A 13,898-nucleotide genomic window follows, 5' to 3' on the forward strand; every position below is an offset into this window, starting at 1 on the left:
AGCGCCCTCCAGCCCGCCGCGGCGCGGTCACCTACATGCGGGGCACCGGCCGCCCCCCCCCGCCGCCACAGTTACCGCGGCGGGGGCGGACGGCCGTTGAAAGTCAGGTTCGAGGGATACGAAGCGGTGGGCACAATCCGAACGCTTCGCACGCTGCGTGGTTGATGTGCTACGTTCCGCATTATCAACAGAACAAAGAAGACCCCGGCGGTGCTACCAACACCCCGGGGCCCGGCACCAGGAGCAGCAACTCCAGATGCAGATTCATCGTAGCGCCCACGCGCGCTCGTTCACCGTGCTTCCCAACGGCCTGTTGCAGGACCGCCGCCTCAGTTTCACCGCTCGCGGACTGCTCGTCGACCTCCTCTCGCGCCCCGACGGGTGGCGCGAGGACGGCCGGCACATGGCGGACACCAGCACCCAGGGGCGCGGCGCCGTTCGGCGGGCGCTCAAGGAGCTCACCGAGGCCGGGTACTACCGGGTCGTCCGTGTCCGGCTGCCCGACGGGACCATCCGCTCCGAGGCCCACGTCTTCGACGTCCCGCAGCTCCCGCCGCCACCGGGTGTCCCCCGTCCGGTCGCCGGTGGACGGGAGACCGGACGCCCTGACGCCCCTCCCGAAAAGAACCCGGAAGAAGTACCCACCCTCCCCGGCGAGTTGCCCGACGAGCAGACCCGGGCGGCGGTGGCGACGCTGTTCCGCGCGATCCGGCCCGAACCGCGTCTGCGGCTCGGGCTCGCCGAGGCGCGGACGCTCGCGCCGCTCGTCGGCCAGTGGCTCGAACGCGGCAGCACCGCAGCCGACCTGGCCCACGCCCTGATCCCCGGCCTGCCCGTGCCCCTGCACTCGCCCGTCGCGATCCTGCGCGACCGCCTCCAGCGCAAGCTCCCGCCGCCACGCGCCGAGGCCCCTCCCCCGGCCTACGCCGAGTGCTCCGGCTGCCACGATCCGGTCCCGCGCCCCGGCCTCTGCCGCCCCTGCGCCGGCCTCGCTCCGAGACCCGCCGCCGCCCCCACCGACACCACCGGCACCGGCGCCGCCCGCGCCCGCGCCGCCCTACGCAGCCAACGCACCCTCACCGCGGCGCCCGGCCATTGAGAACGGGCCCGGGGTCCCCCGATCCCCGGGCCCGCGTGCGCTGATCAGATCAACACGGCACCACGGCGTCGAGGGTGACCGGCGTCGATCCCCAGCCGGGCTTGGTCACGCTGAAGCTGCCGTGCACGGTGGAGCCGCACGCCACGGTCCCGCCGACGCCGCGCACGTCGGTCCTGGTGAGGTTGAACCGCGTCCACCTGTTGACCGAGCCGAGCGAGGCGCCGCCCACCACCTGGCCGTCGAGCACGGTCACGAGGTCCTCGGGCTGCGGGTAAGGGCCGCCCGGGCTCGGCGGACCGGCCAGGTAGATCCAACCCACCAGTTGCACGTCACTGCCGGTCACCTCGGCACAGAGCCAGGTCGCCAGCCCGGCCTGCAGCTTGGTCGAGCTGCAGATCTCCGTGGTGGTGGTCGTGCCCGTAGCGCCGGCCTGAGCGGCACTCGCCTGGGTCGGCGCCGCCAGCATCGCCACCGCACCGGCGGCACCGGCCAGCGTCAGGGCGAGTCGGTTCGTTCGCATCGTCCTACTCCTCCTCTGCTTCGTCTTCGGAATATCGAGGCAAAAGAAATGCCATATATGACATTTCATCTATGCCATGGCGGTTACTCTGACACGCATTGCAAAGGTCCCGCAGTTGATCGGCCTTGGGATCTATCAACAGACCGGAAACTGACCTTCGATGGCGTGATCGCCGCCGCTTGACACGCGGCGGCGGTCTGATTCAACGGCGCACGCAGCGAGGCGCACGCCCCACGAAATCGCCGCTCGACGGCCGACAGGATCCGGCAAGAGTCCGCCCCCGTCGCAAGGTGCTCGCGGCGGGGGCGGACCGTCGCATTCGGCTACTCGACGACGGCCGGAACGGGCTCGCGCGCGGCCGGAGCGACGACCGGAGCGGCAGCCGGGGTCTCCGGGGCGGTGGCCGGGGGGATCGGCGGGCAGAGGCGGTCGAGGAGGACCGGGGCCAGGGTGCGCAGGGTGCCGAGGTCCACATCGGACTCCAGGCAGGCGTCCAGGAGCGGTCGGGTGCCGCCGCCCACGATGAGGACGTTGCCGTTGATCCGGTTGACGGCGATCGACTGGTCGGGCCGGTCCGGGCGCGGGGAGCAACTGGCCACGTGGCGCAGCGGGACGGCGGCGGGGAAGCCGGCGTCGCGGCGGATCTCCGTCCCCCGCTCGATGAGTTCGGCCGGGCTCATCCGGGACAGCATGCCGAGCAGCAGCTCACGCGGCACCCAGCTCGCGCTGTAGTAGCCGGGGATGTCCGCGGCTGCGCCGTTCAGCTGCTCGACCCACTCCGACGCGCGTTCCGGGGTCAGCCCCTCGGAGACCTCGTAGTCGTAGTAGACGTCGATGTCCTCGTCGGCGGCCCGCTTGAGGCGCAGGCCGAAGTCCTCCAGGTGGCGGAAGATCGGCGCGTTGTGCTCCAGGGAGAAGGTGCCGGCCCCGAAGGAGCCCACGATCTCCTGGTTCTCCAGGACGAAGTCGTAGGTCTCCCTGGCGTCGGCCTCGCTCTCCCCGGGGAAGCCGAAGAACAGGAAGCAGTGCATCCAGATCCCGGCGAGGGTGGCGTCGGAGAGGTTACGGACCATCACCTCCCGGCGGGTGTTCTTGCGCATCAGCTCCAGCACCCGCTCGGACGCCGACTCCAGCCCGACGTACAGCGACCGGAAGCCCATCCGGTGGAGGTTGGCGAAGTCCTCCCGCTGGAAGAAGTCCTCGAACTTGATGAGCCCGGTGAAGTGCCAGCCGGTGACGTCCCGGGCGGGAGCCCGGTCGCCGAGCTGGCGGGCGAGCTTCGGCGGGATCGCCTCGTCGTTGAACGAGAAGTGCCGCACGCCGTACCGGTCGGAGAGGCTCCTGATGGTGTCGACGACCGTGTCGACCTGGTAGCCGGCGTACTTCTCGCCGTAGACCATCCCGTGGTGGCAGAACTCGCACTTCCCCCAGTAGCAGCCGCGCGAGGAGAGCAGCGGCAGGGTGACCTCGGCCAGCAGGTACCGGGTGAGCGGCAGGTCGTCGAAGTCCGGCACCGGGAGTTCCTGCGGCCTCAGCGGGGCGGACGGCTTCGAGGAGACGACGCGCCCGCCGCTGCGGTACACCACGCCCGGCACGCCCTCCGTCAGCGGCAGTCGCTCGCGCAGGTTGCGCAGGAGGTGCTCCGCCGGCCGCTCACCCTCATTGCGGACGACCACGTCGAAGTACCGCTCGAACCACTCCGGCTTGAGGACACCGCGCTCGAAGATCCGGGAGAAGATCGTGCCGCCGACCAGGATCGGCACGTCCGACCGCTGTTTCAGGACGGACCCGAGGAGCAGGGTGAAGTAGAGCTGCTCCTGCCCGATGCAGGAGAATCCGATGGAACGGGCCGGCCGGGCGAGGAGGTGTTCCTCGACCATCTCGCGGGCGAATTCCAGGAGCAGCGGCGGCGGCGATTCCACCATCCGCTCCAGCGTCGCCGACGACAGGTTTCCCGCCGCGAGGGAGAAACTGTACGGCGCGACCGTGAACTCCTCGCAGACCTGGGAGACGGCGTTCAGGTAGGTCCCCAGGGACCGCACGCCCAGGTAGTGGCGGTCGAAGTACTCACGTTCCTCCCCCTCGCCGGTGCCGGCGCCCCGCATCCTCGCGAGGTCGGCGCGGAAGTCCGCGGAGTTCGCGAAGACCGCCAGGTAGGCCTCCTTGACGTCGGGGGGCATGTCCCGCCCGGCGACCTCCCGGGCGAGCAGGTCGGCGCACCGCTCGGAGAGCAGCCATTCGTAGAAGAGGACGTTCAGGTCGAGGGAGTGGACGTCATAACCCGCGCGCTTCAGCCACGCGGAGAGCGACGGCAGGGAAAGGGAGGGCTGAAATGCACTCCACTGCGGCGGGAAGACGAGGAGCGTGTCCAGCACGTTTTCGGTCCGTTCACGAGAGCGGCCCCTGCGCGAATGGTGCGCAGGAGCCGTCGACACTTCGGGGCAGGCACGCCCGGCCATTGCGGAGGTTACTGCGCCAGCTTCTTGGGGGGATTGTTGTTGTTGACAGGGCCGTTGTTGTTGTTGGTGTCGGCCAGAAGTCCCTTCCCGGAGGGATTCGACAGGACGTCGACGATGTCACTGGGGTCGGAGTTCTTGATGACTTCCGCGATCTTCAGATTCAGATCGGCTTCGGGGCTCGTCGTCATGATGGAGCCTCCTTTCGAGAGTGAGGCCCATCCTAACTGTTCGCATGCGGCCCGCCACTCAACGTAGCGTTCGGGTTGCGCGCCCACCCCCGGGACACACCCGTAGCATCGAGGTGCCCGAAAACGGCTGTGGGGCCCGCTTGCACCGGGCCCCACAGCGTCACCTGTCTCTCAGCACGAGCCCTTCCGGCTCAGGCGTTCTTCTGCTGGGGCTCCTCCCCGGGCTGCTCGACGACGGTGCGGGCGAGGACGGCGGAGTGGCCGGTCACGGTGCCCGGCTTGCCGAACGCGTTGCCCTCGGAGGCGACGACGGTGCGCTCGCCCAGGAACTCGTGGGTCTTCGGGTCGAAGATCCACTCAGTGCGGATGCCGCCGTCCACGCGCGCCACGGCCACGCCGTGGCGGCCGGAGGCGTCCACGGAGTCGTCCACGACGGTGACGCCGGGGATCTTCGCGGCGGCCCGGTAGAGCGCGGCACTGACGGCCGGCGGGGCGAGCTGCTCGCGCAGCAGGTCGCCGATCGTCACGAAGGCCTCCTCGTCGGGGCCCGGGCCCATGCCCTTGGTCTCGGCGTAGATCTTCTTCAGCAGCGCGTCCGGGTCGGTCGGCAGCGTGGCCAGGTACGCATACGTCGGGGCGTTGAGGCCCGGCTTGGTGTTCGGGTCGAGCCACATTCCGCCGTCGGTGCGCGGCGCCGGCTCCCCGGGCTTGACCTTCTCCGGGGCGTAGGGCTTGCCGTCCTGCTCCCACTCCTCCTTGAGCACGCCCCACTGGCTGCCGTCCACCGAGAGCCAGATCTGGCGGCGGTGCGCGGGGTCGACCTTCGACTCACCGGTGGTCATGTTGACGCCGGAGAAGGCCACCAGGCTGTCCACGTACACGAACTGGTTCTTGCCCGGCTTCGGGTCGGGCTTCCCGGCGGCGGTGTCGGCCGCCTGGGTCAGCAGCTGGACGGCGCCCACGGGGGCGGCGTCCAGCGTGGTGGTGCCCTGCTGCGCGGTCTGCTGGGCCTGCGGCGGCGCGGGCGTGCCGTCCGCGCCGCCGTTGCTCAGCACCAGCGCCAGCGCGAGTCCGCCCGCCAGGGCGGGCACCGCCACCCAGCCGAGCCTGCCGCGACGGGCCCGCGCGGGCTTCGTCTCCCGGATCTCATTCATCAGATGTCCCCTCAACAACCGGTGGCGGTCGGCGGAGAGTTCGGGCCTCGCCGGGCCCGGCACCAGCCGGTCCAGCTCGGCGCGTTCGTCCTCGTTCATCGGTTCGTCTCCCGTATCGACCGGGCCGCTCCGACGCGGCCACCCCGTACCTGTCCGGGGACCGGGCGCAGTTCCCGGCCGTTCCTCAGCTCCTCGTCGGCGAGCGCGCGCAGCTTGGTGCGGGCGCGCGAGAGCCGTGAGCGCACCGTGCCGATCGGCACCCCCAGGGCCTCGGCCGCGCTCGCGTAGTCCAGCCCCGCCCAGACGCAGAGCCCGAACACCTCCCGCTCGGCCTTCCGCAGCCGGCCGAGCGCCCGCCGGGCGGCGGCCAGCTGGGCGCTGTCGTCCAGCCGCCCCACCAGCTCGTCGGCGAAGTCCGGCACCGTGTCCCGGGCCGGCAGCCGCTCCATCGCCACCCGGTGCCTGCGCGCCGCCCGGGCGGTGTTGCGCAGCACGTTCGCGGCGATCCCGAACAGCCAGGGCCGCACCGCCCCGTCGTCCTCCCGCAGCTTGTGCCGCAGCCGCCACGCCTCCAGGAAGGTCAGCTGGACGACGTCCTCCGCGACCGCCCAGTCCCCGGTGGCCCGCACGGCGTACCGGTAGAGATCACCCGCCGCCTCGTCGAACAGCTCCCCGAACGCCCACTGATCGCCATCCCGTATCCGTCCCCGCTGCGACAGTTCCACACCTCCACCTGTCCGCGGGCCGGAGCGAGTTCCCCGGCGCCCCCGCCGGACTCAGTCGACGCGGAAGCCGCCGCGGCCCGCGGGGTCCCGGAGCCAGTCGAGCCAGAGCGGCCAGACCACGCCGCCGCCCTCCAGCTCGGCGCGCACGCCCGCGGGCGCGGCCTCGTACCGGCCGAGCGCCTCGCCGATCTCCTCCGGGCCCACCGACCACGGGCCGCTCTCGCGCACCTTGAACTCCGGGATCCCGGCCATCCCGGGCACCCGGTACACCCGGGCCGCCCGGTCGGCGGCCTTGTGGGCGTCGCGCACGTCCTGCGGCGCGGCGTACCACTCGGCCGTGGTGGCGAACGGCCAGTCGGGGAACTCCGGTTCCTCCGCCGGGTAGCTCATCCCGGTCCGCCGCATCCCCTCCCGGCAGACCCCCAACTGGTGGCCGTCCAGCACCATCCGGTACTCCCCGACGGCCGCCTCGTACGGCTCGCGGCAGTGCGGCGCGTGCGGACACTCCGGATGGTGCTCCAGGCAGTCCTCGTACCGCCCCCGGGCGGACGCCGCCGGCTCCGGCAGCTCCTCCCACTCCAGCGAGAACTCCACACCCTCGTCGAACCCGTGCACGACGCCTCCCCCTCCGAGCGGGCGAACAGCATAACGGCGGGCCCGCGTCCACCAGGGACGCGGGCCCGCCGTTCGCTGTTTCAGCCGGCTGTCAGCGCATCGAGCCCGTGCGGAGCAGGGTGCGAATGACGCGCATCGCGACGGAGAGGCTGGACAGCTCGTAGTTGTCCGAACCCCTTATGTCGTCGAGGGTGCTCTTGGCGCGGTTCAGCAGGGTGGAGTTGAGGTCCGCCCAGGCCGTGTAGCGCTCCTCGGGGACGGCGGCCTCGGGGCCGCAGGCGAGGATGTCGGCGGTCAGCGCCGCGTGGGCCGCGAAGAGGTCCTCGCGGATGGCGGCACGGGCCATCGACGACCAGCGGTCGGTGCGCGGCAGCTCGATGATGCGGTCCAGCAGGTGGGTGATCTGCAGGCGGTCGGCGAGGTCGTAGTAGAGCTCGGCGACCTGGGCGACGTCCTTGCCGGAGCGGTCCGCGACCTCGGTGATGTCCAGGGTCGGGAAGGTCGAGGACAGGCCCGCGATCCGGGTGGCGAGCTCCTCCGGCACGCCGGCCTCGGTGAGCTCGTTGTAGACCTTCTCGAACCAGACGAGGTCGTCGCCGCGCAGCGGCTTGGGCAGCGAGCCCCAGACCTGGTTGACCCGGTCGTGGAAGAACTCGATGGTGCCGGCGATGTCCAGCGGCTGGCGCCGGTTGTTGAGCATCCACCGGGTGGCGCGCTCGACGAGACGGCGGGCGTGCAGGCGCATCTTGGTCTGGGCAGGGGCCGGGACCCGGTTGTCCAGGCCCTCGATCTCCGACCAGATCTCCTCCAGGCCGAAGACGGCCCGGGCGGCGGCGTGGGTGCGGGCGACCTCTTCGTAGGTCGCGCCGGTCTCCTCCTTCAGGCGGAAGGCGAAGGTGCAGCCGCCGCGGTTGATCGTGTCGTTGACGATCAGCGTGGTGATGATCTCGCGGCGCAGCGGGTGCCGGTCGATCTGCTCGGCGAACCGGGCCCGCAGCGCGCTCGGGAAGTACTCGTGCAGCGCGGTGCGGAAGAACGGGTCGTCGGGCAGATCGGTGGCGAGCAGCTCCTCGGCCAGGGTGATCTTGGTGTAGGCGAGCAGCACCGACATCTCGGGCTGGGACAGGCCCCGGCCGCTCTGCTGGCGGTCGCGGATCTGCCGCTCGGTGGGCAGGAACTCCAGGGCCCGGTCGAGCCGGCCCTCCGCCTCCAGGCGGTTGATCATCCGGGAGTGGACGTTGACCATGCTGTGCGCCTGGGCGACCGCGTTGGCCAGCACCACGTTCTGCGCGTAGTTGTTGCGCAGCACGAGGTGGCCGACCTCGTCGGTCATCTCGGCGAGCAGGGTGTTGCGCTGCTTGACCGTCATGTCGCCGTCGGTGACCACCTGGTTGAGCAGGATCTTGATGTTGACCTCGTGGTCCGAGGTGTCCACACCGGCCGAGTTGTCGATGGCGTCGGTGTTGATCCAGCCGCCGACGCCCTCGGGGCCGCCGTTGGACGCGTACTCGATGCGGCCGAGCTGGGTGCAGCCGAGGTTGCCGCCCTCGCCGACGACGCGGGCGCGGACCTGCTCGCCGTTGACGCGGATGGCGTCGTTGGCCTTGTCGCCCACCTCGGCGTTGGTCTCCGTGGAGGACTTGACGTAGGTGCCGATGCCGCCGTTCCAGAACAGGTCGACCGGCGCCTGCAGCACGGCCTTCATCAGCTCGGCGGGGGTGAGCCGGGTGTCGGAGACCCCCAGCACGGCCCGGACCTGCGGCGAGAGCTGGATCGACTTGGCGCTGCGCGGGAAGACGCCGCCGCCCGCCGAGATCAGCGACTTGTCGTAGTCGTCCCAGGAGCTGCGGGGCAGCTCGAAGAGGCGGCGGCGCTCGGCGTAGGAGACGGCCGCGTCCGGGTTGGGGTCGAGGAAGATGTGCCGGTGGTCGAAGGCGGCCACCAGGCGGATGTGCTCGCTGAGCAGCATGCCGTTGCCGAAGACGTCACCGGACATGTCGCCGATGCCGACGACGGTGAAGTCCTCGGCCTGGGTGTCGTGGCCCAGCTCGCGGAAGTTGCGCTTGACGGACTCCCAGGCGCCGCGGGCGGTGATGCCCATGCCCTTGTGGTCGTAGCCGGCCGAGCCGCCGGAGGCGAACGCGTCGCCCAGCCAGAAGCCGTAGGACTCGGCGACACCGTTGGCGATGTCGGAGAAGGTCGCGGTGCCCTTGTCGGCGGCGACGACCAGGTAGGTGTCGTCCTCGTCGTGGCGGACCACGTCGGCCGGGTGCACGACCTCGCCGCCGACCAGGTTGTCGGTGATGTCCAGCAGCCCCGAGATGAACGTCTTGTAGGACGAGATGCCCTCGGCCAGCCAGGCGTTGCGGTCGACCGACGGGTCCGGCAGCTGCTTGGCGACGAAGCCGCCCTTGGAGCCGACCGGCACGATGACGGTGTTCTTCACCATCTGCGCCTTGACCAGGCCGAGGATCTCGGTGCGGAAGTCCTCACGCCGGTCGGACCAGCGCAGACCGCCGCGGGCGACCTTGCCGAAGCGCAGGTGCACGCCCTCGACCTGCGGCGAGTAGACCCAGATCTCGAACGCCGGGCGCGGGGCCGGCAGGTCCGGGATGGCCTTCGGGTCGAACTTCATCGACACGTAGGAGTGCCACACGCCCGAGCCGTCGTGCTGGAAGAAGTTGGTCCGCAGGGTGGCCTTGATGAGGTGCAGGAAGGAACGCAGGATGCGGTCCTCGTCCAGCGAGACGACCTCGTCCAGCGCGCCGGACAGCTCCTCCAGGATGCCCTCGGTCAGCTCCAGCGCGCCCTGCTGGTGGCTGGGGCTCAGCCGGGCCTCGAAGAGGTTCACCAGCAGGCGGGTGGTGTGGGTGTTGTTGCGGAGCGCGTCCTCCATGTAGTCCTGGGAGAACGTGGAGCCCGCCTGGCGCAGGTACTTGGCGTACGCGCGCAGCATCATCGCCTGGCGCCAGGTCAGCCCGGCGGTCAGGACCAGCTCGTTGAAGCCGTCGTTCTCGGCCTTGCCGGTCCAGGTGGCGGCGAAGGTCTCCTGGAAGCGGTCGCGGGCCTCGTCGGTCAGCTCGACGGCCTCGCGCAGCCGCAGGCCGAAGTCGTAGACCCAGGCGGTGGTCTGGTCGGAGCGGGTCAGCGCGTACGGGTGCTCGTCGAGCACCTCGACGCCCAGGCGCTGGAGGACCGGCAGCACCTCGGTGAGCGAGATCGGGCCGCCCACCCGGTAGATCTTGAAGCGGCGCTCGTCGTCGCCCGCGCCGACCGGCTGGTACAGGTTGAGCCGGAAGTCGCCCTCGCCGTGCAGCGACTCGATCTGCTTGAGGTCGGCCACGGCGGTGCGCGCGGTGAAGTCGGCGCGGTAGCCGTCGGGGAAGGCGTTGGCGTACTTGCGGGAGAGCTCGGCCGCCTTCTCCTCGCCCAGCTCGACGTGCAGCTGGTCGTTGAAGCCGTCCATCCAGAACCGGGCGGCCTCGGCAAGCTTGGCCTCGATCCGCTCGACCTCGGCCTCGGTCAGGTGCGGCAGCTCGCTGCCGGGGGTGACCCGGACGACGAAGTGCAGACGGGTCAGCACCGACTCCGTCGACCAGACCGTGTAGTCGATCGAGGCGCCGTTGAGCTCCTGCATCAGGATGTCCATGAGGCGCAGCCGGATGCGGGTGGTGTAGCGGTCGCGCGGCAGGTAGACCAGCGCGGAGAAGTAGCGCCCGTACTCGTCCTGGCGCAGGAACAGCCGCAGCCGGCGGCGCTCCTGCAGGTAGAGGACGCTGGTGGCGATCTGGAGCAGCTCGTCGGCCTGGGTCTGGAAGATCTCGTCCCGGGGGAAGGTCTCCAGGATCTGCAGCAGGTCGCGGCCGTCGTGGCTCTCGGTGGAGAAGCCGGAGTCGGCGATGACGTCCTGCACCTTGCGGCGGACCACCGGGATGCGGCTGACCGACTCGGTGTAGGCGGCGGCCGAGAACAGGCCCAGGAAGCGGCGCTCGCCGATGACCTCGCCGTTGGCGTCGAACTTCTTCACGCCGACGTAGTCGAGGTAGGAGGGGCGGTGCACGGTGGCCCGGCTGTTGGCCTTGGTGAGGACCAGCAGCTTCTTCTCGTGCGCCTTGGCGCGCACCGGCGCGGAGAGCCGGCCGAAGGCCTCGCTGACGGCGTGGTGCTGCTCGTCGCGGGTGACCGGGTCGGAGCGCAGGATGCCGAGGCCGGTGCCGGCGACGGCCCGCAGGACCTCCTCGCCCTCGTGCTCGACCAGGTCGTACTCGCGGTAGCCGAGGAAGGTGAAGTGGTCGTCGGCGAGCCAGCGCATCAGCTCCCAGGCCTCGCCGACCTCCTGCTCGGGCAGGCCGACGGGGGGCTGCTCGGCCAGCTCGTCGGCCAGGCGCAGCGCGGAGTCGCGCATCTTGGTCCAGTCCTCGACGACCTCGCGGACGTCGCCGAGCACGCGGCGCAGGTTGGTCTCGATCTCGCGCAGGTCGTCGCGGTCGGTCTCGCGGTCGATCTCGATGTGCATCCACGACTCGACGGTCGCGTCGGCCGGCCACTCGGTGCCGGCGGCCTGGCTGCGGGCGCAGGCGTCGACGTCGAGGATCTCCAGCAGCTTGCCGGTGATGTCACGGCGGACGACCAGCTGGGGGTGGATGACGATGTGGATCGCGCGGTCCTGGCGGGACAGCTCGTTGGTGACCGAGTCGACCAGGAACGGCATGTCGTCGGTGACGACCTCGACCACGGTGTGGCCGCAGGACCAGCCGTTCTCCTCGACCGAGGGGGTGTGCACCCGCACCTCGGCGGTGCCCTGCGGGCGCTTGAGGCCCAGGCGGTAGTGCGAGGCTGCCGCGCCGTAGACGTCGACCGGGTCGCGGTCGACCAGGTCCTCGGGCGCGGTGTGGAGGTAGTAGTGGTGCAGGTACGCGGACAGAGCGCCGTTGCTCAGTCCCTCCCCCGGCGCCGCTCCCCCCACCTGGCTGTTCTCAGCGGCTGCTGCTGCCTTCCTGAGCAGTTCGGCCTTGGCTGCGTCCAGCTTGGTCTGCATGACTTCTTGGCTCCTGTCGCGCGCCGTTGCGTGACTCGGTGATGGTCTCGCTTCACACCGCCGGGTCTCCCGCAAAATACTGCCGCACCGTCCTGCTGAAAGGGCTCCATGGCACGCATGGAACACCTCTGCAGCGGGTAGGACGAGACGTTCGGCCTGCGGAGTCACCCGACGACGCCAGCCAGCCTAACGGGATCAATCGAAGGTGTCAGGGGACAACCAGGCGCAAACCTGCAGGAACATGGAGCCGTCCTGGACAGCTTGTCCAATCAGCCTGCCGGTTTGCGCCGAAAGCCGAACCTTCGTACGGAGTGGCGTGCGGAATCCGTGTGCGGAGCGTGGACGCTCAGCCCATGTGCGGGTGAACGTGCGAGGTCGGCGGGACGAACGTCTCCTTGATCGACCGGGCCGAGGTCCAGCGCAGCAGGTTCTGCGCGGCGCCCGCCTTGTCGTTGGTGCCCGACGCCCGGCCGCCGCCGAAGGGCTGCTGGCCGACCACCGCGCCGGTCGGCTTGTCGTTGATGTAGAAGTTCCCGGCCGCGAACCGCAGCGCCTCCACCGCCTGCGCGATGGCGTAGCGGTCCTGGGCCACCACCGAGCCGGTCAGCCCGTACGGCGCGCCCGCGTCGACCCGGCCGAGCACGTCGTCCCAGCGGGAGTCCTCGTAGACGTGCACGGCCAGGATCGGGCCGAAGTACTCGGTGCGGAACATCTCGTTGCGGAAGTCCGAGGAGACCAGCACGGTCGGGCGGACGAACCAGCCGATCGCGTCGTCGTACTGGCCGCCGGCCGCCAGCTCCACCGTCGGGTCGGCCTTGGCCCGGTCGATGGCGTCCCGGTTCTTCTCGAACGCGCGCCGGTCGATCAGCGCGCCCATGAAGTTCGACAGGTCGGTGACGTCGCCGACGGCCAGCGCGTCCACCTCGGCCAGGAAGTCGTCCTTGATCCGCTGCCAGAGGCTGCGCGGCAGGTAGGCGCGGGAGAGCGCCGAGCACTTCTGGCCCTGGTACTCGAAGGCGCCGCGGATCAGGGCGGCCTTGAGGATCTCCGGGTCCGCCGAGCGGTGCGCCAGCAGGAAGTCCTTGCCGCCGGTCTCGCCGACGATCCGCGGGTACGTCCGGTAGCCGCCGATGTTGGCGCCGACGGTCTGCCAGAGCGAGCGGAAGGTCTTGGTGGAGCCGGTGAAGTGCAGTCCGGCCAGCGCGGGGTCGGCCAGCGCCACCGCGGACAGCTGCTGGCCGTCACCGGTGACCAGGTTGACCACGCCGGGCGGCAGCCCGGCCGCCTCCAGCAGCCGCATCAGGTGGTGCGCGGCCAGCGTCTGGGTCGGCGCGGGCTTCCACACCACCGTGTTGCCCATCAGCGCGGGCGCGGTCGGCAGGTTGCCGGCGATGGCGGTGAAGTTGAACGGGGTGATCGCGTAGACGAAACCTTCCAGCGGGCGGTGGTCGGTGCGGTTCCACACCCCCGGCGAGGAGACCGGCTGATCGGCCAGGATCTGCCGGGCGAAGTGCACGTTCCAGCGCCAGAAGTCGATCAGCTCGCAGGCCGAGTCGATCTCGGCCTGCTGCGCCGTCTTGGACTGCCCGAGCATGGTCGCCGCGTTCAGCGTCTCCCGCCACGGGCCGGCCAGCAGGTCGGCGGCGCGCAGGAACACCGCCGCCCGGTCGTCGAAGGACAGCGCCCGCCACTCCCGCCCGGCCGCCAGCGCGGCGTCCACCGCGGCTCGGGCGTCCTCCCGGGTGGCGTTGCCGAGCACACCCAGCTTGGCCGCGTGGTGGTGCGGCTGGACGACGTCGATCCGCTCGCCGCCGCCGAAGCGCTGCTCGCCGCCGATGGTCATCGGCAGCGGGATCTGCTCGGCCGCCAGCTCGTCCAGCCGGCGCACCAGACGCTCCCGCTCCGGGCTGCCGGGCGCGTAGCCGAGCACCGGCTCGTTGCCCGGGACCGGGACCTGGGTGACTGCGTCGATGGGCATGGCTGGCTCCGCTTCCTCGTCACGGCGGCCGGCCCGTTCCGACGACGGGCCCGGCACCCGTCCAGCCTGACCAGCGGCGGGCCGCTTCGCCCGCCCGGACACGCCAACGGTGGACGTGGTCC

9 protein-coding genes are annotated in these 13,898 nt (G+C 70.9%); 1 reads left to right on the forward strand and 8 read right to left on the reverse strand.

Annotation, left to right across the window (positions count from 1 at the left end; translation table 11 throughout):
• Positions 1-256: 256 nt before the first annotated feature.
• Positions 257-1,099 carry a hypothetical protein gene (locus ACFVUH_RS35945; RefSeq protein WP_387917763.1) on the forward strand — a complete coding sequence of 281 codons (843 nt, stop codon included), beginning with the start codon at positions 257-259 and terminating at the stop codon, positions 1,097-1,099.
• Positions 1,100-1,148: 49 nt separating this feature from the next.
• Here ACFVUH_RS35945 and ACFVUH_RS35950 read toward each other — a convergent pair whose 3' ends face one another.
• The 8 genes from ACFVUH_RS35950 to pruA all read right to left on the reverse strand — a co-directional run bounded on the left by ACFVUH_RS35950 (position 1,149) and on the right by pruA (position 13,770).
• Positions 1,149-1,619, reverse strand: a complete 471-nt coding sequence (locus tag ACFVUH_RS35950) for a hypothetical protein (RefSeq protein ID WP_387917764.1) — start codon at positions 1,617-1,619, stop codon at positions 1,149-1,151.
• A 323-nt stretch (positions 1,620-1,942) separates the two neighbouring features.
• Positions 1,943-3,994, reverse strand: a complete 2,052-nt coding sequence (locus tag ACFVUH_RS35955) for a B12-binding domain-containing radical SAM protein (RefSeq protein ID WP_387917766.1) — start codon at positions 3,992-3,994, stop codon at positions 1,943-1,945.
• Positions 3,995-4,086: 92 nt separating this feature from the next.
• Positions 4,087-4,266 carry a hypothetical protein gene (locus ACFVUH_RS35960; RefSeq protein ID WP_387917768.1) on the reverse strand — a complete coding sequence of 60 codons (180 nt, stop codon included), beginning with the start codon at positions 4,264-4,266 and terminating at the stop codon, positions 4,087-4,089.
• Positions 4,267-4,457: 191 nt separating this feature from the next.
• A complete protein-coding gene (locus ACFVUH_RS35965; RefSeq protein ID WP_387917769.1) occupies positions 4,458-5,519 on the reverse strand; it encodes a CU044_5270 family protein in 1,062 nt (353 codons plus the stop codon).
• A complete protein-coding gene (locus ACFVUH_RS35970; RefSeq protein ID WP_355372875.1) occupies positions 5,516-6,145 on the reverse strand; it encodes an RNA polymerase sigma factor in 630 nt (209 codons plus the stop codon). Before ACFVUH_RS35970 ends, ACFVUH_RS35965 begins: the two co-directional genes overlap by 4 nt.
• 51 nt (positions 6,146-6,196) lie before the next feature.
• Positions 6,197-6,760, reverse strand: a complete 564-nt coding sequence (locus ACFVUH_RS35975; protein ID WP_387917770.1) for a hypothetical protein — start codon at positions 6,758-6,760, stop codon at positions 6,197-6,199.
• Between the two features lie 91 nt (positions 6,761-6,851).
• Complete coding sequence (locus tag ACFVUH_RS35980) at positions 6,852-11,798, reverse strand: NAD-glutamate dehydrogenase (RefSeq protein WP_387917771.1); 4,947 nt, start codon at positions 11,796-11,798, stop codon at positions 6,852-6,854.
• 346 nt (positions 11,799-12,144) lie between these two features.
• A complete protein-coding gene (gene pruA, locus ACFVUH_RS35985; RefSeq protein WP_387917789.1) occupies positions 12,145-13,770 on the reverse strand; it encodes an L-glutamate gamma-semialdehyde dehydrogenase in 1,626 nt (541 codons plus the stop codon).
• Between the last annotated feature and the right edge of the window lie 128 nt (positions 13,771-13,898).

The sequence above is a fragment of the Kitasatospora sp. NPDC058032 genome (assembly GCF_042885845.1).
Lineage (GTDB): Bacteria > Actinomycetota > Actinomycetes > Streptomycetales > Streptomycetaceae > Kitasatospora.

Coding starts and splice junctions, on each gene's coding strand:
- ACFVUH_RS35945 (WP_387917763.1), top strand. CDS start 257: ATGCAGATTCATCGTAGCGCCCACGCGCGCTCGTTCACCGTGCTTCCC.
- ACFVUH_RS35960 (WP_387917768.1), bottom strand. CDS start 4,266: ATGACGACGAGCCCCGAAGCCGATCTGAATCTGAAGATCGCGGAAGTC.
- ACFVUH_RS35965 (WP_387917769.1), bottom strand. CDS start 5,519: ATGAACGAGGACGAACGCGCCGAGCTGGACCGGCTGGTGCCGGGCCCG.
- ACFVUH_RS35950 (WP_387917764.1), bottom strand. CDS start 1,619: ATGCGAACGAACCGACTCGCCCTGACGCTGGCCGGTGCCGCCGGTGCG.
- ACFVUH_RS35980 (WP_387917771.1), bottom strand. CDS start 11,798: ATGCAGACCAAGCTGGACGCAGCCAAGGCCGAACTGCTCAGGAAGGCA.